This window comes from Tunturiibacter empetritectus (genome assembly GCF_014201375.1).
Lineage (GTDB): Bacteria > Acidobacteriota > Terriglobia > Terriglobales > Acidobacteriaceae > Edaphobacter > Edaphobacter lichenicola_D.
This window is the reverse complement of record NZ_JACHDZ010000004.1, coordinates 1-25,706: the sequence shown is the minus strand read 5'-3', so window position 1 is coordinate 25,706 and position 25,706 is coordinate 1. Positions and strand designations below refer to the sequence as shown.

The 25,706-nt window shown below is 59.3% G+C and carries 24 protein-coding genes; 9 read left to right on the top strand and 15 right to left on the bottom strand.

Going from position 1 to position 25,706, the window contains the following annotated elements:
- Positions 1 to 33 precede the first annotated feature (33 nt).
- The 4 genes from HDF10_RS12195 to HDF10_RS12180 form a co-directional block, all read right to left on the bottom strand.
- On the bottom strand, positions 34 to 1,719 hold the full coding sequence (locus HDF10_RS12195) for a metallopeptidase TldD-related protein (RefSeq protein ID WP_183813796.1): 1,686 nt from the start codon (positions 1,717 to 1,719) through the stop codon (positions 34 to 36).
- Positions 1,719 to 3,473 (bottom strand): metallopeptidase TldD-related protein, encoded by a 1,755-nt coding sequence (locus tag HDF10_RS12190; protein WP_183813794.1) that lies wholly within the window; start codon positions 3,471 to 3,473, stop codon positions 1,719 to 1,721. Before HDF10_RS12190 ends, HDF10_RS12195 begins: the two co-directional genes overlap by 1 nt.
- Positions 3,474 to 3,630: 157 nt before the next feature.
- Positions 3,631 to 3,972, bottom strand: a complete 342-nt coding sequence (locus HDF10_RS12185) for a hypothetical protein (protein ID WP_183813792.1) — start codon at positions 3,970 to 3,972, stop codon at positions 3,631 to 3,633.
- Positions 3,957 to 4,514, bottom strand: a complete 558-nt coding sequence (locus HDF10_RS12180; RefSeq protein ID WP_183813790.1) for an RNA polymerase sigma factor — start codon at positions 4,512 to 4,514, stop codon at positions 3,957 to 3,959. The genes HDF10_RS12185 and HDF10_RS12180 overlap by 16 nt, the downstream gene beginning before the upstream one ends.
- A 99-nt stretch (positions 4,515 to 4,613) precedes the next feature.
- Here HDF10_RS12180 and HDF10_RS12175 point away from each other — a divergent pair, with 99 nt between their 5' ends.
- The 3 genes from HDF10_RS12175 to HDF10_RS12165 all read left to right on the top strand — a co-directional run bounded on the left by HDF10_RS12175 (position 4,614) and on the right by HDF10_RS12165 (position 6,838).
- Entirely contained in the window at positions 4,614 to 5,072 is a 459-nt protein-coding gene (locus tag HDF10_RS12175) for a DUF6249 domain-containing protein (protein WP_183813789.1), read from the top strand.
- An 81-nt stretch (positions 5,073 to 5,153) separates the two neighbouring features.
- Positions 5,154 to 6,470, top strand: coding sequence for a M48 family metallopeptidase (locus HDF10_RS12170; RefSeq protein ID WP_183813787.1), 1,317 nt, complete (start codon positions 5,154 to 5,156; stop codon positions 6,468 to 6,470).
- Positions 6,470 to 6,838, top strand: a complete 369-nt coding sequence (locus tag HDF10_RS12165) for a histidine triad nucleotide-binding protein (protein ID WP_183813785.1) — start codon at positions 6,470 to 6,472, stop codon at positions 6,836 to 6,838. Before HDF10_RS12170 ends, HDF10_RS12165 begins: the two co-directional genes overlap by 1 nt.
- A gap of 126 nt (positions 6,839 to 6,964) precedes the next feature.
- On the opposite strand, the gene HDF10_RS12160 is transcribed toward HDF10_RS12165, so the two are convergent.
- Positions 6,965 to 8,104, bottom strand: coding sequence for a response regulator (locus HDF10_RS12160; RefSeq protein WP_183813783.1), 1,140 nt, complete (start codon positions 8,102 to 8,104; stop codon positions 6,965 to 6,967).
- 1,046 nt (positions 8,105 to 9,150) lie between these two features.
- On the opposite strand from HDF10_RS12160, the gene HDF10_RS12155 reads away from it, so the two are divergent.
- The gene (locus HDF10_RS12155) at positions 9,151 to 9,858 is read left to right on the top strand and encodes an OmpH/Skp family outer membrane protein (RefSeq protein ID WP_183813781.1); all 708 of its coding nucleotides are present in this window, start codon (positions 9,151 to 9,153) and stop codon (positions 9,856 to 9,858) included.
- Positions 9,859 to 10,067: 209 nt separating this feature from the next.
- Positions 10,068 to 10,748, top strand: a complete 681-nt coding sequence (locus HDF10_RS12150) for an OmpH/Skp family outer membrane protein (protein ID WP_183813779.1) — start codon at positions 10,068 to 10,070, stop codon at positions 10,746 to 10,748.
- A gap of 425 nt (positions 10,749 to 11,173) precedes the next feature.
- On the opposite strand, the gene lepA is transcribed toward HDF10_RS12150, so the two are convergent.
- Complete coding sequence (gene lepA, locus HDF10_RS12145) at positions 11,174 to 12,976, bottom strand: translation elongation factor 4 (protein ID WP_183813777.1); 1,803 nt, start codon at positions 12,974 to 12,976, stop codon at positions 11,174 to 11,176.
- A gap of 239 nt (positions 12,977 to 13,215) precedes the next feature.
- Here lepA and HDF10_RS12140 point away from each other — a divergent pair, with 239 nt between their 5' ends.
- From HDF10_RS12140 to HDF10_RS12130, 3 genes are all read left to right on the top strand, one after another.
- Positions 13,216 to 14,508, top strand: coding sequence for a PP2C family protein-serine/threonine phosphatase (locus tag HDF10_RS12140; RefSeq protein WP_183813775.1), 1,293 nt, complete (start codon positions 13,216 to 13,218; stop codon positions 14,506 to 14,508).
- A 146-nt stretch (positions 14,509 to 14,654) separates the two neighbouring features.
- Positions 14,655 to 16,535 carry a lytic transglycosylase domain-containing protein gene (locus HDF10_RS12135; RefSeq protein WP_183813773.1) on the top strand — a complete coding sequence of 627 codons (1,881 nt, stop codon included), beginning with the start codon at positions 14,655 to 14,657 and terminating at the stop codon, positions 16,533 to 16,535.
- Positions 16,536 to 16,693: 158 nt separating this feature from the next.
- The gene (locus tag HDF10_RS12130; protein ID WP_221271686.1) at positions 16,694 to 17,494 is read left to right on the top strand and encodes a hypothetical protein; all 801 of its coding nucleotides are present in this window, start codon (positions 16,694 to 16,696) and stop codon (positions 17,492 to 17,494) included.
- 76 nt (positions 17,495 to 17,570) lie between these two features.
- Here HDF10_RS12130 and HDF10_RS12125 read toward each other — a convergent pair whose 3' ends face one another.
- From HDF10_RS12125 to HDF10_RS12090, 8 genes are all read right to left on the bottom strand, one after another.
- On the bottom strand, positions 17,571 to 18,119 hold the full coding sequence (locus HDF10_RS12125; protein ID WP_183813771.1) for a peroxiredoxin: 549 nt from the start codon (positions 18,117 to 18,119) through the stop codon (positions 17,571 to 17,573).
- A gap of 125 nt (positions 18,120 to 18,244) precedes the next feature.
- Entirely contained in the window at positions 18,245 to 19,111 is an 867-nt protein-coding gene (locus HDF10_RS12120; protein ID WP_183813769.1) for an LpxI family protein, read from the bottom strand.
- An 11-nt stretch (positions 19,112 to 19,122) separates the two neighbouring features.
- On the bottom strand, positions 19,123 to 20,280 hold the full coding sequence (locus HDF10_RS12115; protein ID WP_183813768.1) for a Gfo/Idh/MocA family protein: 1,158 nt from the start codon (positions 20,278 to 20,280) through the stop codon (positions 19,123 to 19,125).
- A gap of 50 nt (positions 20,281 to 20,330) precedes the next feature.
- On the bottom strand, positions 20,331 to 21,116 hold the full coding sequence (lpxA, locus tag HDF10_RS12110; RefSeq protein WP_183813766.1) for an acyl-ACP--UDP-N-acetylglucosamine O-acyltransferase: 786 nt from the start codon (positions 21,114 to 21,116) through the stop codon (positions 20,331 to 20,333).
- A complete protein-coding gene (gene fabZ, locus HDF10_RS12105; protein WP_183813764.1) occupies positions 21,113 to 21,634 on the bottom strand; it encodes a 3-hydroxyacyl-ACP dehydratase FabZ in 522 nt (173 codons plus the stop codon). Before fabZ ends, lpxA begins: the two co-directional genes overlap by 4 nt.
- A gap of 156 nt (positions 21,635 to 21,790) precedes the next feature.
- Positions 21,791 to 22,846 carry a cysteine synthase A gene (gene cysK / locus HDF10_RS12100; RefSeq protein WP_183813762.1) on the bottom strand — a complete coding sequence of 352 codons (1,056 nt, stop codon included), beginning with the start codon at positions 22,844 to 22,846 and terminating at the stop codon, positions 21,791 to 21,793.
- A gap of 63 nt (positions 22,847 to 22,909) precedes the next feature.
- Positions 22,910 to 23,782, bottom strand: coding sequence for a hypothetical protein (locus HDF10_RS12095; protein WP_183813760.1), 873 nt, complete (start codon positions 23,780 to 23,782; stop codon positions 22,910 to 22,912).
- Positions 23,783 to 23,793: 11 nt separating this feature from the next.
- On the bottom strand, positions 23,794 to 24,597 hold the full coding sequence (locus HDF10_RS12090; protein ID WP_183813757.1) for an SDR family NAD(P)-dependent oxidoreductase: 804 nt from the start codon (positions 24,595 to 24,597) through the stop codon (positions 23,794 to 23,796).
- 90 nt (positions 24,598 to 24,687) lie between these two features.
- Here HDF10_RS12090 and HDF10_RS12085 point away from each other — a divergent pair, with 90 nt between their 5' ends.
- On the top strand, positions 24,688 to 25,077 hold the full coding sequence (locus tag HDF10_RS12085; RefSeq protein ID WP_183813755.1) for a DoxX family membrane protein: 390 nt from the start codon (positions 24,688 to 24,690) through the stop codon (positions 25,075 to 25,077).
- A 22-nt stretch (positions 25,078 to 25,099) separates the two neighbouring features.
- On the opposite strand, the gene HDF10_RS12080 is transcribed toward HDF10_RS12085, so the two are convergent.
- Positions 25,100 to 25,501 carry a DUF1801 domain-containing protein gene (locus tag HDF10_RS12080; RefSeq protein ID WP_183813753.1) on the bottom strand — a complete coding sequence of 134 codons (402 nt, stop codon included), beginning with the start codon at positions 25,499 to 25,501 and terminating at the stop codon, positions 25,100 to 25,102.
- Positions 25,502 to 25,706 lie beyond the last annotated feature (205 nt).

Genomic DNA, 25,706 nt, shown 5'->3' with positions numbered 1-25,706 from the left:
GTTGATGCTCATGCGAGGAGACGTTCGCGAACTCTATTTGCCAGGCAGCGCAGGCGGTTCGTAGTACGGAAGCTTTTGCTGCTCCAGCGTCGCTCGCTTCACGCCAATATCGTCAAAGAGCAGGCTCGGCGCGATGGTGGTCTGCGGTACGGTGCCAAGGGAGTTCGAAACGTAAGGGTCGTTGCCGGCTGCGACGATATCGGAGCGCAGGCTGCGATTGTCGAGCTCATCGAAGATCGCACCGCGCACAAGCTGACGCCTCCCGTCAGGATGCACGAGATAGAGCAGGCGCGGCAGAAGTTCGCCGCCGAGGGTTTCGACAGAGTAGACGTCGCGACCTTGCTCCTTCGCCATCGAGAGGAGGCGCCTATTCAGCTCACCTCGCGACAAAGGCTGGCTCGCCTTGACCAGGATGACTCCGGCACGGGAGTGAGCAGCCTGCGCAGGTGCGGCGCGTCCGTGCCCGTTCGAGGTGTCAAAGTCCTTGATGGGCTCCCGGCCGATAAGAAAATTTTCGAGCTTGCCGTTGACGATGATATCGACCGACTGCGCGGGAACGCCCTCGTCATCGATGCTGTAGGCCCCAAGAAGCGCCTTGCCGTCGAACTTCGGCTGCAGCGGATCATCGGTGACGCTGAGCATCTCCGGAAGGACGCGTGCCTTGAAGCTCGAGGAGTAAGCGCCGGTGGTGCGTGCAGTCGTTCCCATCTCGGGCCGATCGGCTTCGATGTTCGGCACAAGCAGACGGTCGATGACGTCAGCCGAAGCATCCCCGCTGAAGAGCACAGGTCCGTGGTAGTCGTCCGCTGAAACCACCGGCGCGTTTCGAAGCTCCTCAAAGCTCTTCAGATCCTCAATTGCGCGTTTGTGAAAAGCCGCAGCGCTTTCGAGCTCCTTCGGGTTTACGGCAACGGTGCCGTTATCGCGGCTCAGGCGCATCCCGTCCGCTGCCTGGCCGCCTACGCTGATCGCCCCGTCGTAACCTGTGTAGCCCTGGCGCACTACCGTCCCTTCCGTGTTGACGAGGTAGCGGTTGAGCGCGATGCCGCGAATGTTCGCAGTTGAATACTGTACGTGCTCGGCGAAGGAACGAACCTGGGGATCCGAGACGAAGAGGCCGCTGGCTTCGATGATGCGTCGCTTCCACTCGTCGCGATCAAGCTCAAGCGTCACGACGGGCGAGACCTGGACAACAGGCTTGGTCCGCGCAAAGTCGGGTTGAGCCTGTAGGGATTGAAACTGCTTCAGCGCAGCCTGCTTGGCCGAATAAGCGCGGAGCGCATTCTTGTAGGCGGTGTCGGTCGCTGTCCAGAGCGCGTACCGCAGCGCTTCGGGGTTGTCGTCCGTAGGCGCAAGCTCCAGGGTGCCGTCGCCGCGGCTGGTACTGCTGTCCACGGCATAGTCTCCAATGCGCACGGTGACGCGGACGATGCGCTGACAATTCTCCTCCTCGCGGGTGAGCGCGCCGTAGTTGGCGACAGCCTCGTACGAGGCCAGATCGTCCAGCCGATACTCCACGAAGTAGGGATGCTGCATTCCGGGAAGCAGCAGAGCCTTCTCGCGCTCAAGTTCTACCTGCATCGCGTGAAGCAGCGGATCGTTCACTGCGGGAGGTGTCTCCGCAGCGGCAGAATTTGTAACTGAGAGTGCACTAAATATAGGAGTCAAAAAGAGAATCGCGGAAAAACTGCCAATTTGTAACTGATAAGGTAATTTCATTACTGGCCACTCTTTCCGGTAGAGATAACTGTCCCAGGGGGCGGAAGAATAGGTGGCCGCGCAGTGCCTTGAGCCTGACGCTGAGTCTCAATCTCGCTGACCAGCATGGCAGGAGCCACAGCGCTGACGGGTATGCTCCCCGATTCGGCCCCGCAGATTCCGTTGAAGATATCCTGTTTGTCGTTGGTGGCGAGGATGCGATTCAGTGCCGCCTGCGGCGTGCCCACAATGCTGACCCCGCGGACGAGTTCATCTGGGCGGCCATCCACATACACGCGATAGACAACCAGAGGAATTACCTGAAAGGCCTGCGGCGACCGTCGCGTAGTAACGGCAAAGCCCGAAGAGATGTCCTCAAAGTAGAGCCCGTAGGCTTTGCCCTGCTTCTTCGCCTCGGCCTTCAACATCTCGCGCAGCTCGGCGTCGCTGACGGTCTTCGAGGAGGTGACGATGAGGTTTCCCTGGCGGCCCGTCGGCATGTGTCCGGTCTCGGCCCGTCCATGCCCATTCGAGGTGGAGAAGCTGGCGATCGGAAGGCGCGACATCAGGAAGGTGTCGAGGACGCCGTCTTTGATCAGGTCCACACGACGCGCCTGCTGACCCTCGTCGTCGTAGCTATAGTGGCCGCTGAGGGACACACCGTGAAAGTCAGTAAGCGTGGGATCGTCGGAGACGCTGAGAAACGGCGGAAGAATCTGTTTACCAAGCAGCTTGGTAAAGGTCTGCCCCTCGTCATCGCCACGCTGGCGCTGGCCTTCAAGGCGATGTCCAAGCACCTCGTGAAAGAAGACGGCAGACGCGCGGCCACTCAGGATCGCAGGACCATTGAAGGGCTCGGTAACCGGCGCGGCGCGCAACGCTTCGAGATTTTTCGCCATGGCCAGCGTCTTGTCGATCAGCGCCTTCTGATCGGGCAGATGCGAAACCTCGTCGGCCTCGAAGGTCTCGGCGCGGAAGAGATCCATGCCGTCGGCAGCGCGGGTACGGGCAACGATAACAAGACGCGCAACATGGTTCGGTGTCGCCACCTTCGCGCCTTCGGACGAGACAAAATAATCAGTCTCGGTGGTCGCCTCAAGCGCAACGTTGTTATAGAAGACGTCTGGATACTGCTTGAACAATCCGGAGAGTTCACGCAGGCGGGTCTGCCAGCCCGCGGTGTCGACGACCAGCGCCGGCGAAGGGGGAAGGATCGCCGAAGCTGGCTTCTCGCTTGAGAAATCGGCGGAGGCATCCTCTTCTTTTGCGCGGACCTGCTGCTCCGTCTTCACTTTCAGATAGCCGTCCAGCGCCTTTCCGTAGCCGCGGTTGGTGGCGAACCACAGTGTGCGAGCGATGGCGTCGCTATCGTTGGCAAGCGGCAAGGGGATGGTGGTCAGTGCGCTATTCCGGTGATCGCCATGCGTATTGTCTTCTGCGGCAGTGCCGAGACGAACCTGCACATCGGCGGTGCGACGGTGGTTTTCGCGAGAGCCGGTGATCGCTCCGAACTGCGCGGTAAGGCTCATGCTGTCGCTGTCCGAGACGGCGTAGCTGAGGAAGTAAGGCTTGGGCTGTTGGGTTGCGTCCGTCGCGTTGTTGCCTAGCGAGCTCATCGCGCGATGCAGCTCAGACTCCATGGTGTCGATCAGCACCGCCGCCGGCGCGGGTTCACTGCGGGTTGCCGCCACTGCACTGGTACCAACAGACGAAATCGTCACCGCTACCAGACCGGCAAACCCAACGCCGGCCACTACCGCTCTTTGTCTCTTCATGGAAAAGGAAACTCGTTTCGCCTGCAAAATGCGCCTGCTGCCGAGTGTATCGGAAGTGCCGCTGTAGCGTGTAACGCCGAGCAGCTCGTGCCACTCCGTGCAGATTCTCCGCAGACGACTGAGGATTGGACGCAGCCGGACGGGTTTTGTCGACAGCCTACTCGACGCCGTGGCGGCGGACGCTAAGCCACACCGTCAGCGCGAGGAACTGCCCGAGAAGAACAGACTCAGCCAGTCCAAAGCTAGCGTGCCTGCCGTTGTACAGCGTCACCGCGATGAGGATGACCAGCGTAAGAATCATGCCCAGAAACACTGCGTTCCGGCCGTAGTGAGTGGCGGTGAGCGAAACCGGGCGTCGGGCAGGAAGTCTGTCAGCGACGCGGGCGGCAAAGTCGGCGGGAACTTCCACCCTGGGCGCAGTCTCCAGAGCGTGGAGAACGCGCCGGTCCAGTTCATCGTCGGCCCTTACCAGCCGCGAGTTCATCAATTCGTCTGACATGCTGTTCTCCTCTCACTGGTTTGATTCTGCTGAATCGCTTCACGAAGCTTCTTGCGTCCGCGGTGAAGATGGGTCCGCACGGTGCCGATTGGCATCCCCAGCGTGTACGAGATCTGCTCGTAGCTACGTTCTTCCTGATGATAAAGGATAAGGATTGTTCTTTCGATTTGGCTGAGGCGTTGCAACTGCTCGTCAACCGCTTGTTGGAACTCGCGTTCCTCGATCTGCTGTTCCGCGTTCCTGTCGGGGTGCGCCAAACGCTCTTCCCACGCCGAAGTCTCGTCCGAGAGCGAGACGTGGGAGCGGTCGTCACGGCTGCGACGCTTCCACTCGTCCTGCGCAACATTCACCGCGATCCGGTAAAGATAAGTAGTAATCAGCGCTTCGCCGCGGAAGCTGGGCAACGCCCGGTAAAGACGCAGAAAGACATCCTGGGCAAGATCATCGATGTGCTCGCGGCTGCCTGTCAGACGCAGCAGCGTGCGAAAGACCATCGCCTGATGGTCGCGTACCAGCTGCTCGAAGGTGAGATCGACGTCCAAGCGAAGTTAGACAATAGAGTGCTCCGAAAGTTTCATTTCGGCGAGTGAAACTTTCGGAGTGCCTCCCGGTCTAACGCGGGCAGAAAGAGGAGGTAGCTTATGGATTTCCTATCAAGTCCGTTTATTGTGCCGGTAGCCGGTTGCGCCGTCGGTGCCGTCGCCATCGTTTCTGGCATCTGGTTTGAAGCTCAACAGCGCCGCAACAAGGCAGAGCAGCGCATGGCGATGATTGCGCGTGGCGTTCCCATTGCCGAGATCGAGAGGCTCTTGGGCTCCGGCGACGAGGAGAAGCGCGTCAGAGATCCTCTGCGCAGCCTCGGCAACGCGCGTCGTACAGGAATTGTTCTGGTTTCGGTTGGGGTGGGATTGATCCTGTTCTTTGTAGCGCTCAGCGTCATCGTGCAGGAGCGGGATGTCCTGGCAGGATCGGCCGTCGGCATCATCCCCCTGGCTATCGGAGTAGGCTTTTTCATCGACTACAACCTGCAGAAGCGCGAGCTATCGCGCTTCGGGTTGGAGATCGGTGCCGAGTCCTCAGGAGCTGGATCGGACCGATAGGTTGCAACGCCGCCGTTCGATCTTTGCGCCTCGCAAACGAATCATGCACACTGGCTTCATCAGGATGGAGCCTTTTGATTGATGAATGTCCGTGCAGCTTTGCTTCTGCTGATCAGCTTTTTCGTAATCACGATTCCTTCAGCAAAAGCCCTCGGAACCACCCCCACTGAGGCCCAGGCTCTGCGGGAGGCCGCACAGAATCACACGGCCTATACGCTGCCTCCGGACAAGCTCAAGCTGGCAAAGGAGTTGTTCCGCGACCGCACCGCGCTGCATCTTCTAGGCGAAGGGTGGGAAATCCTGCAGCTTATTCTGCTGCTGGCGCTGGGTGTGCCATCGCGCCTCCGCGACCTCGCCGAGAGAGTGACGAAGAGCCGCTGGGGGCAATCCTTCGTCTTCGTCTTTCTCTTCCTGCTGCTTACCGCGCTGCTCAACGCGCCTCTGCGACTCTACGGCCACCATGTGTCGCTCGCATACGGGCTCTCGGTGCAGCGTTGGGGAAGCTGGTTTGCCGATCTAGGCAAAAGCTTTCTGCTCGAATGGCTCGTGGCCAGCATCCTGGTGATGGTGCTGTTCTGGGTCATTCGGTGGTCTCCGAAGCGCTGGTGGTTCTGGTTCTGGATCCCGACGATGGTCGCCGTATTGTTCGGCGTCTTTCTCTCCCCAATCCTCGTCGATCCGCTCTTCAACAAGTTCGAGCCATTGCAGCAACGCAATCCGGCACTGGTGGCTCAGTTGGAGAGAGTAGTGGCGCGCAGTGGCGTCACCCTGCCTCCCGACAAAATGTTCTTCATGCGAGCCAGCAGCAAAGTCACCAGCATGAACGCCTACGTCACCGGCTTCGGCCCGTCGAAGCGTCTGGTGCTCTGGGATACAACAATCGCTGCGGCCACGCCCGATGAACTCGCCGGCGTCTTCGGCCATGAGCTAGGCCACTACGCGCTCCATCACATCGTGCAGGGCGTCCTGTTCAGTGCCGTTCTGCTGCTCGTCGGATTCTTCGCAGGGCAGCGAATGACATGGTGGCTGCTGGCGAGATACGGTTCGCGATGGAAGATTCGTTCGCAGAACGACTGGGCCTGTCTGGCGGTGCTGGTGCTCGTACTCAACGTGTTGAACTTCTTCGCCGAACCGATCGAAAACAGCTTCAGCCGCTCGATTGAGCACGCCGCCGATGTGTACGGGCAGGAGGCCATCCACGGCATCGTCTCCGATCCGCAAACCACCACCCAGCAAGGGTTTCAGAAGCTTGGAGAGAACTCGCTCGACGACCCCACCCCGCATCCCTTCATCGATTTTTGGTCTGACGGGCACCCATCGACGGCAAGCCGCGCCGCCTTCGCGCTAGCTTACGACCCCTGGACAGCAGGGCAGCATCCAAAGTACTTTCAACCATAATGAAGATCCCGCCGAGTAATCTCGCAGCTTCCGACTGTCTTTTCTGCAAGATCGTCGCAGGAGACATCCCGGCAAACCGCGTCTACGAGGACGAGTTCTGCATCGGCTTTCCCGACATCAATCCGCAGGCCCCCACGCATCTGCTCATCATCCCCAAGCAGCACATCGCTTCCACCGCGAAGGCGGAGGCGGAACACTCTGCGCTGTTAGGTTCCCTGATGTCTGCGGCGGCCGAGATCGCGCGCGCAGAGAAGCTGAGCAAGGGCTACCGAATCGTCGTCAACACGGGCGACGATGGCGGCCAGACGGTGAACCACCTGCATCTTCATCTGCTCGGCGGCAGGCACATGAACTGGCCTCCAGGCTAGCGCGGACTGAGCTTCCTTCCGACCAACGGGAGGACCAAAGCAGCTAACCTCACCCAAACAAGGTATACAAGTCACGAAGTGACCGCCCCACGCGAAGTGGGCCCGTCCGGCAGGACGCATGCGGAATTACATATTGAAGTTAGGCTCTTCTTCTTCTTCCATGCCATACCGGCGGAGGAGGTTCGGCAGATTCTGCGAGAAGGCTGCACGCGGCATCACCGTATCGCATCCCGCTTCGACGGCCTTCGCCTTGAGATCTCCCTGCAGATGCGACAGGAAGCCGATGATCGAGGTGCTGCGCTTCAGCTTGGTCTTCAGCTTGGGAATCAGCGTGAGGGGCTTGGCGTTTGCATTATTCAGGTCGAAGACGATCAGGCCAGGCCGGTCTTCCTCTTCTCCGCCGACCAGCGAGGCAATCGCCTCCTTGTCGTTCTTGACGAAGGCGACCTTGACCCCGAGCTTACGCGCTGTCTCAGAGATCTTGGCGATGAAGAAGAGGTCTTCGATGAAGAAGAAGATCTTCGTCGGGGCGTCTTCGGCAATCGGAATGGCGCGGCCCTGCGAGTAGTCGATGGGCTGGGAGTCGCTCTGATAGCTGCGTCCGCCGCCATGGCCGTTGCTGCGGCCCTGGTAGTTGCCGTTATGCGAATCCATCGTAGAAGGCGGAGTGTCGGCGAAGTTGCCGTTCACTGCGCGATAGCTGTGATCCATCGGCCCAACAAAGCTGCGAGGACCGCGCTGCTGTTGTTTGCCGCCGCTGCCCTTGCGTTTGAAGCCGCCGCTGTTGTTGCCGGGCTGGTGCGTGTCGCGATCGCGATAGCCGCCGCCATTGCTGCTGAACCCGCCGCCGTTGCTGCCGCTGGCTACATTGCCAGGGTTCTCAGGCGAACGTTGACGGTCGCGATCCCGGAACTTCTTCTTCCAGCGTTTGCCGCTCGAGGAGGAGCCGTTCTGCTGCTGGCCGGCGTTGGCCTGAAAGCCCTGACCACCCTGCGGTTGAAAGTTCTGCGGAGCGGCAGCGCCCTGAATGGAGCCTACCGGCTGTCCAGCACTTTGATCGCCGGATTGGTTTGCGGATTGGGCGCCCTGAGGGGAGTCTCCACCCTTGCTCTTCCGCTTCCTGCGGCGACGGCGGCTGCTTTTGGACTGACCCATGCCGTGCGGGACGTTCTGCCCGGCAAATTGCGCCTCCCCGTCCTGTTGGCCGGGAGACATTGTCGAACCCTGGTGAGAATCTACCTCGGGTACATTCTGCTCTGAAGTCATGCTTCCACTTCCTATTGCTTTAGATCGCAATTAGCGTTCTCTCCCACGCAGAAAGCCTCTCCTGCCCCGTGAAACTCACGGAGGAGGAACCAAACCGGTTTTGCAGCGTCGGATGAAACGGTCTCAAGTTTTACTCGAACGGACGTCTACTATTGGTATTCGGCTGCAATCACACGGACAATCTGCCGGTTACGCACAGCCCGGAGCGCCAGACAGCGGCGAACCTGATTTTCACCCTCTACCTGTTTGCGACAGAGTCCGATAAATCCGGTCTACTGTAATCCTGTGTCTTCGGTCGTCAAACCTACCCGATTCGTAGCTTTCTGATGACCACACAGCGATCGGCACCCACAGCCGGTTCACAAGGCAACTCCTAGGGTACGCCCAAAGAAGCCACTTGGCAAGGGCTCTCTTCTACGACTTCCTGGGCACGATTTAGTTCAAAACCAGAAAATCTGTTCAAAAACCAGAAGGACCGCTTCGCGAAGCGGCCCCTCTACAGTAAATGGCCAGTCACTGGCCTCCTGAAAGACTTCCGATGAAGGAAGCAGACCTCCGGGCTTATGGACCACACCATCGGTTGGGTGTAGCTTCTGCTGAGCCGGGGCGGTACCGGGCACACACCGGATTCAATCCAACGTGTTCTCTTTCATGAAGGAGCAATTCGGTCGCCAAAAGCAGAGCCAGCCGTACGCTGGCAATCTCCCGCAGAAGCTGCCAGGCCGCATCTGGAAAATTTGAAAAACAGTATATTGCGTCAATCCCAGTCCATCTTTCCGTAGCCTGTCAGCCCCAGGCCTGCTGGCGAATCGGCTCGATTGACCCTGCTCTGGCTGGACCCTATAATCTATGTGTTCCGGCAGCCCTCTCGTTTTGCCGCCGATTTGCCGTCACAGCAGTCGGTCCAAGCGAGGTCAAAGATGGGCGTGCTCTGTCTCAAGGGTGCGTTGATCGAGTGGAGGTAGGGAACGGCCCAGACGGCACGCGATGGTGCGCCAGAAGCCGTACAAGGTTTGATCAATCCCTGAAGGAGTACCACACACCGCATGAATCGCACCTTTGCTCTTGTTACCGCCCTCGCTGCGGGAATGACATCCGCTGCCGGAGTGGCCCAGACCGCTGGCACACCGGCTGCACCCGCTGCAGCTCCCACCCAGACCGCACCTGCTCCGGCCCCAGCACCTGCCCCGGTCGCGCCACACGCGGTCCCCGCGAAGATTGCAACCATCGAGTTCGAGCAGGTCGCTGCCGCAACCAACGAAGGACAGCGCGCTCTGCAGGCCCTGCAGAAGAAGTACGAGCCCAAAGGGGCAGAGCTGCAGGCCAAGGCACAGGAGATCGACACCCTTAAGAAGCAGCTGCAGAGCGCCCCTGCAACCCTGACCGAGTCCGAACGCGCCGCGAAGTTGCGTACCATCGACACCAAGGAAAAACAGCTCCAGCGCGATGGCGAAGATGCACAGCAGGCCGTCGGCGGCGAGCAGCAGGCAGCCATCGGAGCAGTCGCCAAGAAGCTCGCCCCAGTCGTGAAGAAATACGTCGAGGACAACGGCTACACTATGCTGCTCGATATCACCGGCCAGCAGGGCGGTTCGATGAGCGTGCTCTGGACCAGCGAGGGCACCGATATCTCCCGCGCAGTTCTCGATGCGTACAACGCGTCTTCAGGCGTCGCACCGCCGACTCCATCCGCGCCTTCTCCCGCCGCTCACCCACACGCCTCGGCCGCGCCGAAGCCTGCACTGCCGAAGTAACCCCGGGCATGACAGAGTTCGTCTAAGGAGCTACGGAGAGTTGGCCAATCGCAGCTGATCTCTTTGAAAGCTGACCTCCGTAGTCACCGAAGACGATGTGGTCGATAAGCCGAATCAGTTTTATCCAGAGATTTGTAACAGGCAAAAATTTTGTAACAAGCATCGACCGACCGAAGAGATCGAAATTTTGAAGGAGTACCACAGACCGCATGAATCGCACCCTCGTTCTTATCTCCGCGCTAGGCGCCGGATTGATGACCACCGCCGGAGTCTCCCAGACTGCTGCAGCTCCCGCTCCTGCCACCGCTGCACCCGCTGCCGTTGAGCCCCAGGCCATCCCCGCAAAGATCGCGCTGGTCGCCTTCGAGCAGGCGGTCTTCGCCACCAACGAAGGCCAGCGTGCCGTCCAGCAGATTCAGGACAAGTACAAGCCCAAGAAGGATCAGATCGACACCCTCTCCAAGGAGGTCGACTCGCTCAAGGCTCAGCTGCAGAGTGCTCCCGCAACTCTCTCCGATGAAGAGCGCGCTACTCGCCTGCGCAACATCGACACCAAAGAGAAGGAGCTGAACCGCAACGCCGAGGATGCCCAGACCGCCTACAACGCGGATCTGCAGGAAGCCTACGGCAAGGTAGCCGCCAAGGTCTCAGTCACGCTGAAGGACTACGTCAGCAAGAATGGCTACACCTTGCTGCTCGATGTCAGCGGACAGCAGAGCAATGTGATGTGGGCCAACCAGAGCACAGACGTCACCCAGGCCGTTGTGACCGCGTACAACACCACTTCCGGTGTTGCTGCGCCGGCCCCGTCCGGACCGTCTTCCCCGGCCCCCACGACAGCTCGTCCGCGTCCAACGACAACGCCGAAACCCGCTGCACCGAAGCAGTAACTTCCAGAAGTTCACGTCAAAACGGAGCGAGGAGTCATCTCCTCGCTGCGTTTTGCTTGTTTTTGGGGCTAAGCACAAGACCCCTGTGGAAAAACCTGTGGATTGTGGAAACCAAAGCATAGGCGAAAGTCGTCGAACCTCCGCTCCTGACAGCGTGGCCGCTTTCTGGGTGTCAGTCTAAGTGCATACGAATCAGCGTATTGCCAGACCTTCCCCAAAGTAATGAGAACCAGCGATGACCGGCTCTCAGCAACTATCGCTGTTTCAAGGGTTTCCACAGATCGACGTTACTACCGGGTTACAAATTTCCGCATCTAATCCAGATGTGTGCCGGAATCGCACGCAAATTGCCTGATCAACAGTATTCCACCAAAAAAAAAGCTCGAGTGGAAACTCGAAGCGCCTGAAACCCCTGTGCAATCAGGCTACTCCTCGCCCACCTTGAGGACCGCAAGGAAAGCCTCCTGCGGAATATCAACTTTGCCAATCCGCTTCATCCGCTTCTTGCCCTCTTTTTGCTTCTCGAGCAGCTTACGCTTCCGGCTGATGTCGCCGCCATAGCACTTCGCGATTACATTCTTCCGGATCGCGGTTACAGTCTCACGCGCAATGACCTTCGAACCGATCGCAGCCTGAATCGCGACCTCGAACATCTGTCGTGGAATGAGTTCGCGCATCTTCGAAACAAGCGCGCGACCACGCTGCTGCGCAAAATCTTTGTGGATGATGATCGAAAGCGCATCCACAGGATCGCCGCCAATAAGAATATCCATCTTGACCATCGGCGAAACCCACATGCCAGCAAGCTGATAGTCGAGCGAAGCGTACCCACGCGAGACGGTCTTCAGGCGATCGTAAAAATCCAGCACAATCTCGTTTAACGGAAGCTCATACGTAATCAGAACGCGCGTGTCCGAGACATACTCCATGTTCTGCTGGCGTCCGCGCTTCTCTTCCACCAGCTTCAGGATCCCGCCGACATACTCTTCGTTTGTCAGAATCTTCGCCATGATCACCGGTTCTTCGATCTGTTCGATCTCGGTCGTCTCCGGCCAGCGCGAGGGATTATCCACCTCACGCACGCTGCCGTCGGTCATCGTGATCTTGTAGCGCACACCCGGTGCAGTCGTAATCAGGTCGAGATCGTACTCACGCTCCAGGCGCTCCTGAATAATCTCCAGATGCAGCAGCCCAAGAAAGCCGCAGCGAAATCCAAACCCAAGCGCGACCGAAGACTCAGGCTCAAACGAAAACGAAGCATCGTTGAGGCGAAGCTTTTCAAGCGCGTCGCGCAGCATCGCGTGCTCATGGGAATCGACGGTATACAGCCCCGCGAACACCATGCTCTTGATATCTTCAAAACCCGGCAGAGCTTCAGCGCAGGGATTTTCGACCGAAGTAATGGTGTCGCCGACCTTGGTATCCGCAACGTTTTTGATGGTGGCAACGAAGAAACCAACCTCGCCTGCACTCAGCTCCGCAAGCTCAACCGGCTTCGGCGTCATCACGCCCATACTCTCCACGTCGAAGGTCTTGCCGTTCGACATCACCTTGATCTTCATTCCCTTGCGCAGCCTGCCGTTGATGATGCGCGCAAGCACAATCACGCCTCTGTAGGGATCGAACCAGCTATCGAAGATCAACGCCTGCAGCGGAGCCTCGGGATCGCCCTCCGGCTGCGGCAGCAGCGTCACCACAGCCTCAAGGATGCTGGCAACATTCAGCCCCGTCTTCGCGCTGACGGCGATCGCATCATCCGCAGGCAGCCCCACGGACTTCTCAATCATCTCCTTGGTGCGTTCGATGTCAGCACTGGGAAGGTCGATCTTATTGATGATCGGAATAATCTCGAGTCCGTTCGAGATCGCAAGATAGGCATTCGCCAGCGTCTGCGCCTCCACACCTTGCGACGCATCGACCACCAGCAGCGCCCCTTCGCACGATGCCAGCGAGCGCGAAACCTCATAAGAAAAATCGACGTGGCCCGGCGTATCGATCAGGTTCAGCTGATAGGTCTCGCCATCCTGCGCCTTGTACATCATGCGGACGGTGTGGGCTTTGATCGTGATGCCGCGCTCGCGCTCCAGATCCATGGCGTCCAGCACCTGGGCCTGCATCTCGCGCGAGGTCAGCGAACCGGTCAGCTCAAGGAGCCGGTCGGAAAGGGTGGACTTGCCATGATCGATATGCGCGATGATCGCGAAGTTGCGGATGTGACTTGGATCCATTTTGTAGCTGGGTAGCCTCAATATCCATCTTAACACCCATGCGTTTCTACAAAGGGAACGGCAGATTGCGGTAGTGGTCAGGCCGCATTGATCTCGAACGACTTGCAGGCAGCGGACAATCTCGTTCGACGGCATTCCAGAAGTCGAGCCTGTTCAGAATCTCAAACTTTGCATCGCGGCGTTGACCGCAACATCAAACGGGCATAGATTCACGTCCAGTCCTTGTCAAGGAGGACACTATGGCGACCCATCTACCCCCGCTCGATCCGATCGACGAGCTCGATGCGCTCGAAGCAGTTCCCCACCGTATTCACTCCACCTGCGATTTTATCCAGGCCCTGATGAAGTTGCAGCGGACGGCGCAACTCATCACCTCCACCCTCGACCTCGATGTGCTGTTCGACCGCGTCGTAAACGATATCGCCGCTGCGATCGGCTGCGTCGAGGTCTCCGTCTGGCTGCGCGAGGCGGGGGGCGACGAGATGGTGCTCCACGGCGTGCGTGGATGCTCAACCTACTGCAAAGGCGACCGCCTCAAGATCGGCGAACGAGGCATGGTCGGCCACGTCGCTGCAACCGGTGTAACGCGCTACGCCGGAGACGTAACGACCGATCCTTACTACGTGGCCTGCGAACTCGACACGCGGTCCGAGGTTGCAGTTCCGCTCCTGCTTCACGGCGAAGTCATCGGAGCCCTGTGCGTCGATCACAAGCAGATCAACGCCTTCTCGGACGATCAGATCGCCGTCATGGAGGCGTTGGCCGCCCACATCGCGGTGGCGATCGAAAACGCGAGGCTCTTTCGCAACGAACGCCAGGAGCGCGAGCAGATGCAGCGCGAAGCAGACGACGCCCGCGCCGTCCAGCAATCGCTCTTCGTCAAGGCGGTCCCGCTGGTCTGTGGCTTCGCGTTTGAAACCGCGTGGAATCCAGCCGGAGCCGTCGCCGGCGATTGGTTTGATCTGATCGATCTCGGTGACCATCGCTGCGGCATCGTGCTCGCCGATGTCTCGGGCAAGGGGATGCCGGCGGCCCTGTTGATGTCGGCAACACGCGCCATCCTGCGCTCGCTGGTCAAGCTCGACCCCTCTCCCGGAAAAACGCTCATGCAGCTCAATCAGATCCTGATGGAAGACTTTCCCATGGGCAAGTTCGTCACCATGATCTACGGCGTGCTCGACGCGCGATCCCGCGAGATCACCATCGCCAGCGCCGGACATCTCCCTCCTCTCCTCATCAACGGCGAGTGCTCCTTCCTCGACATAGGAACCGGCATGCCGCTCGGACTCGGAACGACGACGTATCCCGAATACAAGGTCACGCTCAAGCCCGGCACCCAGCTCCTCTTCTATACGGATGGCATCACCGAGGCGATGAACCGCAGCGACGAAGAGTACGGCGCAGCCCGGCTGGCCGATCACTTCCTGCAGCCCTCGGCCTGCGTGGAGGGGCTCATCGAGGAGGTGTGCAGATTCAGCCACGGATCGAACCACACCGATGACGCGACTGCAGTCCTGATCCGAAGCCGATAACCCGAACGGAATGTTGATCGCACTGCGACAGCACGCCGCCTCGCTCTGATTTGAGAGCGCGCATCGCATCCACAAAGGTTCTATACCAACAGTGGCCGCAAATTTGCTTCTTGCACCCCTTACAATGAGAAGCGAAGATGGTGCGGATGACTTTAAGCGATTCGGTGCGAACGGTAGCACTCGTGGTGGCGTGTCTGCCGCTCGTACTCTTGACGGGCTGCCCGCAGGATGAGACAGACTCGCCCGGCAAGGCCCCCGCATCGACAACCGCTCCGACGATCACCCAATCCACTCCAGCCCCAACGCAATCCGCGAAGGCCGCTCCCTCCACCGAGCAGTCCATCGAAAACTCCGCCCGGGCCTTCAAGGTGCAGCAGCTGATCAACTCCGCCGAGGCAGCCTATCGCAGCGGCGTAGACAACTATCGCGCCGGCCGTCTCGACGCCGCACGGCTCGACTTCGACTCTGCCGTCGACCTCATGCTCACCAGCGGCATGGACCTCAAGACCGACCCGCAACTCGCCGATGAGTTCGACCATCTTTTGAACGCGGTCAACTCGCTCGAGATGGCAGCCCTGAAGCAAGGCAACGGATTCTCCCCGAAGATCGAAGAGGCGCCGCTCGACACAGCCGAAGACCTCACCTTCCCCGCGGACCCCGAGCTCACCGCAAAGCTGAAGGCGGAGCTGCAGATCTCCTCCGACCTGCCCCTTGTCATCAACGATCAGGTCGCGGGCTACATCGGGTACTTTGCGAACTCGCCCTCCTTCCACGCCCACATGCTTGCGAGCATGGAGCGCGCCGGAAAATACAAGACCATGATCCAGAAGGCGCTCACGGCCCAGGGTGTCCCGCAGGACCTCATCTATCTCGCCGTAGCTGAATCAGGCTTTCAACCTCAGGCGCTCAATTCGAGGTCGGGCGCAGGGGGCATGTGGCAGTTCATGCCGACCGGTGCCTACGGTCTCGCGCGCAACGGCTACTTCGACGAGCGCTTCGACCCCGAAAAATCTTCGATCGCCTACGCGAAGTACATGAAGTCCCTCTACAACCAGTTCGGCGACTGGTATCTCGCGATGGCCGCCTACGACTGGGGTCCAGGCAACGTGCAGCGTGCCGTGCAGCGAACCGGCTATGCGGACTTCTGGGAGCTCTATCGCCGCAACGCGCTGCCCCGCGAGACCCGCGACTACGTCCCGAAGATCCTCGCCGCCGTCATCATGGCCAAGAACCCCGAGAAGTACGGCCTCGACAAGATGGTGCCCAACGAACCCGTCGTCTCCGATACCGTGTCGGTCGACTACGCGATTGATCTGCGCCTGGTCGCCGACGTTACAAACTCCTCCCTGCCGGAGATCGTAGCCCTCAATCCCAGCCTCCTGCGCATGACCACGCCGGGCGACATGCCCTTCGATCTGCACATCCCCATCGGCACGCGCGACGTCTTCACCGAGCGCCTCAAGGAGATTCCCGAGGACAAACGCAGCACCTGGCGCTTTCACGTGGTCCGCTCCGGCGAGTCGCTCGACGGCATCGTCGCCTCGCTGCATGCCCACATCAGCGACGTCAACGCCGCGAACGGCCTCTCTGCAACGGACAGTGTCGATGCCGGAGACGAACTCGTTATCCCGGTGACCGTCGCTCAAAGCACGCGACCGCAGCGATACACCGTGCGTCATGGCGACACGCTGGTCACCGTCTCCGATCGATTCGGCGTCTCGGTCGAAGAGTTGCGGCGATGGAATCATCTCTCCTCAAGCGCGGTGCGGCCAGGTGCCTCCCTCGCAGTCGCAGAGCCGGTGAAGCTCGCACCCGGGACCCACGTGCGCGTCAGAGGAGCTCGCAGAAGAAGAGGCGCGCGCACCCTTTCGACCAGTGTTCATCAGGGTTCTGCGCATCCAGCCCGCGGGCGCACTGGCTCGAAGACAAGTGGAGCGTCAACGAAAAATAAGACCGCAGGCAAGAAGACTGCGGGTGCAGCCAGGCAGAGTTCAACGACCAAAACGAAAAAGAAAGCTACACGATAAGCTACCTCGTGAAAAAGATTGCTTGCCTTCGGTAGCGCTTGGATGCATCCTGTTGCTAGAATCTCGTCCCGGGAAGTAAAGATGTTTCTTGTTGCATCGAAGCTGGTAAGGCAACGCAGAGAACGATAGAAGTAGAGAGCAGTGAGGGGATAACAAAAATGATGTTCGACGACACCATCAAGCTTCACGCAGCCGCAGCCGATGACGATCATAACTTCGGCGATGAACACGATGACGAACAGGACGATCTGCACAGCCGCTTCAACGATGACGAAGAAGAAGAAGAGGTCACGATGACCTCGGACGATGATGAAGCTCAGCTCGACGAAGAAGACACCGACGACGATCCCCACGCCGAAGAGGCGAAGCTGTTCGCTCTGCCCCCCTCTCCGGTGCGTAGCTATGAGCCCCCAACCAGAGAGTCGGTGTTGCCGGTGAAGAGCCAGTCCTCCGCGAGTCCCGCAAAGCCGGCGGTAAAGAAAGCTGCGCCAGCCAAGAAAGCTGCGCCAGCCAAGAAGGCCGCTCCGGTGAAGAAGGCCGTCGCAGCAAAGAAGGCGCCGGCAAAGAAAGCTCCTGCGAAGAAAGCAGCCACCAAAAAGGCCGCGAAAAAGGTCGTAGCCAAGAAGGTTGCTGCGAAGAAAGCCGCACCGAAAAAAGTTCTGGCGAAGAAGGCCGCTCCAAAGAAGGCCGCCGCCAAATCGAAATCTGCCGCGAAGAAGGTTAGTGCTCTGCGCGGCGGTAAGGTCGCCCCCAAAAAGGCGGCCGGCAACAAGAGCACGGCAAGCAGTAAAAAACTAAAGAAGAGAGGTACTACCTTGGCAACTAAGAAAGCAGCAAAGAAGGCACCAGCGAAGAAGGCAGCAGCAAAGAAGGCTCCTGCTAAGAAGGCAGCCAAGAAGGCTCCTGCAAAGAAGGCCGTAAAGAAGGCTGTAAAGAAGGCTGCTCCAAAAAAGAAGTAACTAACATCAAGGCAAGCAAATAGGCCCGGACTCCTCAATTGAGAGCCCGGGCCTTTTTGCGTCTGCTGATAAGTCTTTACTTCTTGGCGGCCGTGATCTCAGCCAGAACTTCCGTGCTGTGGACGTTCGGATCGACCTTCTCCCACACCTTCGCCACCTTGCCGTCGGGCGAGATCAGGAACGTCTCACGATTCGCAAACTTCGCCACTCCGAAGTTCTTCACCGGAACTCCGTACAGATCGACCACCTTGTGATCCGGATCAGCCAGCAGCTTGAAGCTGAACGTATCCTTCGAGCACCACGTCTTGTGCCCCTCCACGGTGTCCAAGCTCACGCCCAGAACAACCGCATTCAGAGCGTCATACTTCGCGATGTCGCGCTGGAAGTTATGCGCCTCAATTGTGCAGCCGGTCGTCTGGTCTTTCGGGTAGAAGTAGAGCACGACCCACTTGCCCTTGTAGTCGGTCAGGCTCACCGGCTTGTCCTCCTGCGAGGGCAGGGTAAAGTTGGGCGCCACGGCTCCAGCCTGTATTGTGTCTGCGGCGGGCGCTGCATACGCCCTTATACCTACGCCGCACGCCGCTGCTACGCCGATGATTGCTGCGATCCAAACCGCTTTGCGCATGGTGGTTCCCCTTATGTCGTTCTCTTAGCTGTAGACGAATGGCTGTCGCGTAAGACGCGCACCGAATATACTGAGGGCAATTTTACCCCTCCAACACAGGCCTTTACAGATCTGTGACAAGATCTTTACTTTGCGACGATCGTAATCCCGGCGTCGTCCGCCGTACTGAAGATCGTCGCAGGATCAAATATCAGCGTTCTCTCTGCTTCAATCGCAAGGCAGGTAGCCCCCGCGGCCTTCATAGTGTCGATCGTCGCAACGCCGATCACAGGCACATCGAAGCGCATATCCTGATTAGGTTTGGCGACCTTCACCACCGTAAGCGCGCGCCGAAGCGTCGTCTCGTCTCCCACTCCAAGCGTACGAAAAAGCTCTCCGGCGCGCGCAATCGTAGCATCGGTTCCTTCCATCGCCTCCACGGCAACGCAAGCCTGCGCCGCAATCACCACCGTCTGTCCCAGATCGTAACCCGCAATCGCCTGCGCAACAGCCCTGCCGTAAACAATGTCCTTCTCCTCCTCCGCATCAGGAGCCCGCCGCGTAAGCACACCAGCCTTCGCCAGCAGCGGCTCCAGATACTGCGTTGACGAGATCAGCTCAATCCCCTCATCGCCAAGAACCTTCGCCACCGCGCCCAGCAGCATATCGGTATTCCGAGTGCGGAGGTTCAGCAACAACTTCGCCAGCCGCCAGTCCGGCCGAATGCTCGAGAAGATCTGTTTGTGCTTCACCTGACCAGCCATCACGGCCCGCGTCACACCCTCCGCGCGAAAAGTCTCGATCAGCCGCGAGAGCTCCCCAAGCGAGAGCCAGTGGACGCGAACCCCGGCATCGGCAGCCGCACGATCGTTCATCTCAAGGTCGGTCTCTTCGTTGATCGCCGCAACCACAACCTGCAACCCATGCGCACGCGCAGCATCCAGCAGGAGAAACGGAAAGCGTCCGTTCCCTGCAATCAATCCCAGCCGTTCTGATTCGTTCGATAGCGTCATTGAGATAGAGACTATTTGGTTCCTGCCGCAACTTCACGAGCGAGATAAATCGTCTTCCCAGACTGTGCAGACCGTCGCGCAGCATCGAGAATCCGAACCACCGTAATATTCGTGTCGAGAGAGTTCAAATCATGCAGTGGCTTCACCGTACCAGCCAGAACCGCAGCAAGATAGTTCAGCGAATCGTTCTGCGGAGCCTGAAGCGGCGGCGCAGTCTCAACGTGCTCAGCCTTCTCCCCCGTCAAACGAGCGCGAAGCTTCGCACCAGGCGCTGCATCTTCATAAACCGTATCCACATACCCGGTCGCCCCGTAGATCTCCATATCCTTCCGAGCAAAAGGCCAGTTCCAAGAGCCCTGAAGTATCGCCTGCGCATGCGGATAGGTCAGCACCACCGTGCTGTCGTCATCGACGTTGGGATAGATCTTCGGCTTAATCTGCAGCGTAACGGCAGTCACGGAGATCGGAAGCTCGCCATGAAGGATCCACGTAGCAAGATCCACTCCATAGCAGCCAAAGTCGAAGAGCGCCCCAGCACCGTTCTGCTTCGGATCAGTCAGCCAGCTCAAAAACTCCGGATCAACGCCAATCTCTTTCGGACCCTCGTGGCCGTCATGCACCACCAGCTTCCGCAGCTCGCCAATCTTCCCCTCCTCCAGCATCTTCACCGCAGCCGTGTTCGAGTTGTACCAGGTCGTCTCGTAGTTCGTCAGAACAGGAACGTTATATCTCTCCGACAGCGCCTGAATGGCAAGCGCGTCTTCCACCGTAGTCGCCAGCGGCTTCTCCACCATCGCGGCGATATGCAGTGGTGCAGCCTCTTCAATCGCCGCTCGATGCCCCGCGATCGAGGTGTAGACCAGAATCGCCTGCGGCTGCGTTCGCTTCAACATCTCCGCTTCGGTCGCGAAGAACATACTCCCAGGTAGATGTGTCTTCGCGATATATTTCTGGCGCAGCGCCGGATCGGGATCGGAGACGCCCACCAGCGTGATCTCAGGATGAGCCGCAAGCTTACCCAGAAAACCCTGCACATGACCATGAACCAGCCCAACGATCGCCACGCGCAGAGGCGGAGCCGCCTGAGCCTCTGAGCTCGCAGAAAAAGACAAAGTTGCGGCGAGAAGGGAAGCAGCAAGGACGAAACGATTCGGAACCGACAAGATCATAACGGGCCAACTCCAATCTGATGCTCTGTGCCAGAGACTGCATGAAACGCCTACTTGATAATCCCACGCTCGCTGTTGGCAATAAAGTCCGCGAGATACGCGACGTGCTCCCCCGCGCCGCCCGATGCAATCATCTCGCGAATGGCCGCCAGCGCATCGGAGATATTAAGCTTCGACGCAAGCAGAGTACGATAAGCCGCGCGCAGCTCCTTCAGCTGTTGCGGCGTAAACCCTCTCCGCTCCAGCCCAACTTTGTTCAAGCCATATGCGTGGTTGTTCCGCTCAATCGAGGTCAGCGAGTAAGGAAGAACATTCTGTGTAATCGTAGTCCCGCCGCCGATGTAAGCGTACCGCCCAATCCTGCAGAACTGGTGCACCGGACAAAGCGCGCCGACGCTCGCGTAATCCTCAACCGTCACATGGCCTGCCAGCGTGGCGGAATTCGCCAAAATGCATCCATTGCCGATCTGCGAGTCATGCCCAATATGCGTGTACGCCATGATCAGGCACTCACTCCCGACCCTGGTAACTCCCCCGCCGCCCCTGGTCCCGCGTGAGATCGTAACGTACTCGCGAATCGTATTCCCGTCGCCGATCTCCACCCGCGTCGGCTCGCCCGCATACTTCAAATCCTGCGGCGAGATCCCGATGCAGGCAAACGAAAAGATGCGATTACCCCGCCCCATCGTCAGGTGCCCATCGAGCACCACGTGCGAGACCAGCTCACACTCCTCGCCTAGCACAACGTCAGGACCAACCGTGCAGTAAGGACCAACCGTGCAACTCGCAGGAATCTGCGCCCCCGCCGCAACGATGGCTGTCGGATGAATGCTCACTCTGTCGGAGCCTCTGGCGCAGTCTTCTTCACCACCCGCGGCACCACCTGGCACATCACCGTAGCGTCGCACACCAGCTTGCCGTCCACAGTGATGTTCCCCAGCATCTTCACCGCGCGGCTCCTCCACTGCAGCACCGTCACCTCAATGCGAAGCTGATCCCCGGGCAGCACCGGCCGTCGAAACCGCGCATTCTCGATTCCCGTAAACACCATCAGCTTCTGGTCGCGATCGGGAATCTCCGTCAGCAGCAGCGCCCCCCCCGTCTGCGCAATAGCCTCCACCATCAAAACCCCAGGCATGATCGGGTAGTCCGGAAAGTGCCCCTGAAAGTGCGGCTCGTTGATCGTCACATTCTTGATCGCCACAATCCGCTGCTTCCGCTCCATCTCGACCACGCGGTCGATCAGCAAAAAAGGGTAGCGGTGCGGCAGCAGGGACATGATCTCGAGAATGTCCATCGTAGTACGCGCCGCAGTCTGTTCGTCGGCAATCTGATCCGTCGTAGTCTCGCTCATGGCAAGGATGAGTATAAACGCCGAGCCACGCCGACCGTCGAAACAGCAGCTCAGTCTGCATAGAAATTATCTTCGCGACCAACGGGAGCGCCAACCGAAGGGGTAAACCCGTCACGAAGTGATCGCCTCGCGCGTAGCGAGCCCGTCCGGCAGGACTCACCCCGCCGCCTGCAGCTGCGCCCCCGGTGTCGACCGCGAGATCTCCAGCTCCTCCGGCGTCATATCCACCGCAATATCCGCAAACAGCGGCGTGCTCAGGTACCGCTCTCCCGTATCCGGCAGCATGCACAGCACAGTCGATCCCTTCCTAGCCTCCGCACACACCTTCAGAGCCCCCGCAAAGGTCGCCCCCGACGTAATCCCCACGAAGATCCCCTCCTTCAGCGCCAGCTCCCGGCTGCACTTCATCGCATCAGCATTCGTAATCCGCAGCACCTGGTCGATCCGGTGCTCATCAATCGCATCCTGCGTCAGGCTCGAGATAAAATCCGGGCTCCACCCCTGCTGCGGGTGCGGAGTCCACGCCGGGTGGCTCCCCGACGGCGTCCGATCCGCATTCCGCGGCTGTGCCTCCCCGCTCGAGATCATCGGCGCCACATCCGGCTCACACACCACAATCTTCGTCTCAGGCCGCTTCTCCGCCAGCACCCGAGCCACGCCCTTCAGCGTCCCACCTGTACCAAAACCCGTCACCCAGTAGTCCAGCCGGTCGCCCTCAAAGTCCCTCAGAATCTCCTGCGCCGTCGTCCGCGAGTGCATCTCTGCATTCGCCTCATTCTCAAACTGCAGCGTCCTGAACCACCCATGCTTCTCCGCCAGCTCATTCGTCTTTTTGATCATCCCCACCGCCCGCTCTGCCGCCGGCGTCAGCACAATCTTCGCCCCCAGAAACCGCATCAGCTTCCGCCGCTCAATGCTGAACGTCTCCGCCATCACCACCACTAGCGGATACCCCTTCTGCGCGCACACCATCGCCAGCCCAATCCCCGTATTCCCGCTCGTAGCCTCAATCACAGTCTGCCCCGGCTTCAGCGTCCCGCGCCGTTCTGCGTCCTCAATCACACCCAGCGCCAGCCTGTCCTTCACCGACCCCAGCGGATTGAACGCCTCCACCTTCACATACAGATCCACATCCGGCGGCGCCAGCCTGTTGATCCGAACCACCGGCGTATTCCCCACCGTCTCCAGAATATTTGCGAACTTCCGTTTCATAGCGTCTCGCTCCTTCAGTCTGCACAGAGTCTACTCAGGCCCGGTGGTTCTCACTATTTTTTCTTACTGCTTTTTCTTCAGCAACACATCCGGATTGAACATATCCGGCGGAGCATCCACGTCATACTCCACCTTCAGCAGAAACGTCTGACTCGCCAGATCCCCATTGTGATATCTGCTGATCGTCAGCGCCGTCGGCAGCCCCTGGATCGTGTGGTAGTCCGCATACTCCTCCGCGTCTTCGTCGAAGTCCTTGAAGGTCTCATTCCTCCACTCAAACGTACGCCGCAGCGGCAGGTGAGTCGTAGCATCCAGGTACAACGTCACCCCATCGTTGTCCGCAGAAAGAATCGAGACCTTCTCCGCCAACTGCCGCTCCACCATGCTGGTCCCCTCATACACCACCACCACCCCCGGAGCCTTCAGCCACGTATTCACCACCGCCTCCACCGAGTGCTCCTGCCGCCGGTAAAAGTCCGTCACCTGATCCTTCGGCAGCTCAGTCCGGCCTTTATAGGTCACCTCGTATCCCTTGCCAGCCGTCCAGATCTGCACAATATCGATCTTCTTCCCCGGCAGAAGGATGCTCTTATCCGTAATAAAACCAACCCGCAGCGCCTCGAACCGATTAGCCGTCGCAAACTGGCGCGTCGAAGTAAAGTCAATCACGATGCCCGTCGGTGTGCCGCGAAAGAAGCGCCCAACATGCCCAAGCTCGCGCATATTGCGGCGATGCAGCCACGCGTCCCCGCCCAGCGCCTCCACCATCTCATCCATCAGCTTGCGTCCACGCTGCTCCGGCGTCTGCCCCGCAGGCATCACCGGCGCAGCACTGGGAATCTCGCTGGCCTGTGACCACAGCGCCTGAGTCGTCCCCAATCCAAAGCCCAATCCAAGCGCAACCGCAACGCCGATTCTAACCACAACCTGCTTCATGGACACTCCGCTCATCCCGCCAGCACCGCGCCGCCGTTCACGTTGAAGATCTCGCCCGAGATAAACCCAGCGAACGGCGTACAAAGAAAAAGTACAGGAGCCGCAATCTCCTCCACTTGCGCCGGACGCCCCAGTGGAATCAGAGACAGCAGCTTCTTCGAGACCTCAGGATCGCTCAGCACCCCAACCGTAGCATCGGTTGCCACCCATCCCGGCGCAACGCAGTTGCAATAGATCCCTTCCCCAATCAGCTCCGTCGAAAGGCTCTTGGTCAAGCTGATCAGCGCCCCCTTCGTCGCCGCGTAGTCTGCATGGAACGCCTCGCCCCGCTGCCCTGCCGTAGAGCTGATCAAGACAACATGCCCCCGCGCAGAGCCAACCTTCGGCTGAGCCTTCATCTGCGCCACAGCCGCCCGCACCACCCCAAACACACTATCCAGATTTGTCCCCATCGTCGAACGCCACTGCTCGCTCGTCATCTCCGCGATCGGCGCATCCTGCGCAGGCCAAACGCCATGATTCAGAATCGCGCAATCCACCCGCCCGAACGCCGCCACCGCAGCGCGCACCAGCGCCGCACCATCCTCCGGGGTCGAAAGAGCCTGCTCCACCGCGCGGCACACCTCCGCACCGCCGCACTCCGCAACAATAGCCTCGGCCTCCTTCGCCGCCGACCGATAGTTGAAGACCACCTTCGCACCCGCCTGCCGAAACATCCGCACCGTCGCCGCGCCAATCCCGCGCGAACCGCCCGTAATCAGTGCAACCTTCCCAGCCAACGACATGGTGACACCAGGGTTACCACTATTCAGCATAGATTCGACTTATCCCATCAATCTTCTTGACGCAATTGAAGCACACACAGAGAATTCTCTACCAGATCCCATCAAAGGAGTTAGCCGCCTATGAAAATCGCCGTCCTGATCGCACGCATTCTTCTTGGACTAGTCTTTCTCGTATTTGGTCTCAACGCCTTCTTCCACTTCATCCCCATGCAGACCATCCCCGGAGACGCCGGAGTCATGGCCACCCTCATGTACACCCACGGCTGGCTCACCTTCCACGGCATCCTCTACACCATCGCCGGTCTCCTGCTAATCGTAGGCCGCTACGTCCCCGTAGGCCTGGTGATCCTCGGCCCCATCCTCGTCAACATCCTCGTCTTTCACATCACCCTAACCGGAGGCGCAGGAATCGGACCCGGCCTCGTCTGCACTCTCCTCGAGCTCTTCCTCATCTGGGCCTACTGGCCCGCCTTCGAAGGAATCTTCACCCCAGACGGCCGCCGAGCCTAGCTACTGCTTCGGACGCTGTTGCCTAACCGTTTTCCACGCGAACCTTTATGTCCGAGTACGCCGCATCGATCAGCCTGCTGAGCGATGCGGCGTCTGTCGCCGTCCCTGGCCTCAGCTTCACATGGCGCATGAACTTGCCGGTGCCCTGCAACAATCGCGCCGGATCCGGCAGCGCTGCGCCATGAAAGAATCCCACGTTGACGTGCGCGGCGAATACATTCACGTAGCCGAAGGGCGCATCTCCCAAACACGCCACCGGACATCCATCATGCAAGAGTTCCCGCACTTCATCCCCGCATCGTCGCATCCTCTCAAACCACTCCTGCGCGATGACTCCCAACTCACCCCCACGCTCTTTCATCCACGCCTCGATGGAGGGATCGTGTTCGACGGCGCCGTTGAATCGCAGCAACTCCGTTCTCATGGGAACTCCATCTTCGCCTTCCGAATCTATGGTACGGGGCACCACCCAAGGAACAATGGGACTAGGTCCTTCCCCCTTCAGCCAGATTGAGTCACTGACGACAAGCCGATTTTCTATGAGCAGGTCACTAGTGTCAAGGGATTGTTCTTTGTTTTTCCTTCATAGGGATTCTGCTTTTTGTTGTTGCTCTTGGTATCGTTGCTCT

Bases quoted from the DNA above. Each gene is read 5' to 3' on its own strand.
- cysK (WP_183813762.1), bottom strand. From the start codon at position 22,846: ATGAAACGGAAGTTCGCAAATATTCTGGAGACGGTGGGGAATACGCCG.
- HDF10_RS12160 (WP_183813783.1), bottom strand. From the start codon at position 8,104: ATGACTTCAGAGCAGAATGTACCCGAGGTAGATTCTCACCAGGGTTCG.
- HDF10_RS12170 (WP_183813787.1), top strand. From the start codon at position 5,154: ATGAATGTCCGTGCAGCTTTGCTTCTGCTGATCAGCTTTTTCGTAATC.
- HDF10_RS12140 (WP_183813775.1), top strand. From the start codon at position 13,216: ATGGCGACCCATCTACCCCCGCTCGATCCGATCGACGAGCTCGATGCG.
- HDF10_RS12155 (WP_183813781.1), top strand. From the start codon at position 9,151: ATGAATCGCACCTTTGCTCTTGTTACCGCCCTCGCTGCGGGAATGACA.
- HDF10_RS12090 (WP_183813757.1), bottom strand. From the start codon at position 24,597: ATGCTGAATAGTGGTAACCCTGGTGTCACCATGTCGTTGGCTGGGAAG.
- HDF10_RS12125 (WP_183813771.1), bottom strand. From the start codon at position 18,119: ATGCGCAAAGCGGTTTGGATCGCAGCAATCATCGGCGTAGCAGCGGCG.
- HDF10_RS12130 (WP_221271686.1), top strand. From the start codon at position 16,694: ATGATGTTCGACGACACCATCAAGCTTCACGCAGCCGCAGCCGATGAC.
- HDF10_RS12150 (WP_183813779.1), top strand. From the start codon at position 10,068: ATGAATCGCACCCTCGTTCTTATCTCCGCGCTAGGCGCCGGATTGATG.
- HDF10_RS12120 (WP_183813769.1), bottom strand. From the start codon at position 19,111: ATGACGCTATCGAACGAATCAGAACGGCTGGGATTGATTGCAGGGAAC.
- HDF10_RS12185 (WP_183813792.1), bottom strand. From the start codon at position 3,972: ATGTCAGACGAATTGATGAACTCGCGGCTGGTAAGGGCCGACGATGAA.
- HDF10_RS12175 (WP_183813789.1), top strand. From the start codon at position 4,614: ATGGATTTCCTATCAAGTCCGTTTATTGTGCCGGTAGCCGGTTGCGCC.
- HDF10_RS12095 (WP_183813760.1), bottom strand. From the start codon at position 23,782: ATGAAGCAGGTTGTGGTTAGAATCGGCGTTGCGGTTGCGCTTGGATTG.
- HDF10_RS12195 (WP_183813796.1), bottom strand. From the start codon at position 1,719: ATGAAATTACCTTATCAGTTACAAATTGGCAGTTTTTCCGCGATTCTC.
- fabZ (WP_183813764.1), bottom strand. From the start codon at position 21,634: ATGAGCGAGACTACGACGGATCAGATTGCCGACGAACAGACTGCGGCG.
- HDF10_RS12135 (WP_183813773.1), top strand. From the start codon at position 14,655: ATGACTTTAAGCGATTCGGTGCGAACGGTAGCACTCGTGGTGGCGTGT.
- HDF10_RS12085 (WP_183813755.1), top strand. From the start codon at position 24,688: ATGAAAATCGCCGTCCTGATCGCACGCATTCTTCTTGGACTAGTCTTT.
- HDF10_RS12115 (WP_183813768.1), bottom strand. From the start codon at position 20,280: ATGATCTTGTCGGTTCCGAATCGTTTCGTCCTTGCTGCTTCCCTTCTC.
- HDF10_RS12080 (WP_183813753.1), bottom strand. From the start codon at position 25,501: ATGAGAACGGAGTTGCTGCGATTCAACGGCGCCGTCGAACACGATCCC.
- lepA (WP_183813777.1), bottom strand. From the start codon at position 12,976: ATGGATCCAAGTCACATCCGCAACTTCGCGATCATCGCGCATATCGAT.
- HDF10_RS12165 (WP_183813785.1), top strand. From the start codon at position 6,470: ATGAAGATCCCGCCGAGTAATCTCGCAGCTTCCGACTGTCTTTTCTGC.
- HDF10_RS12190 (WP_183813794.1), bottom strand. From the start codon at position 3,473: ATGAAGAGACAAAGAGCGGTAGTGGCCGGCGTTGGGTTTGCCGGTCTG.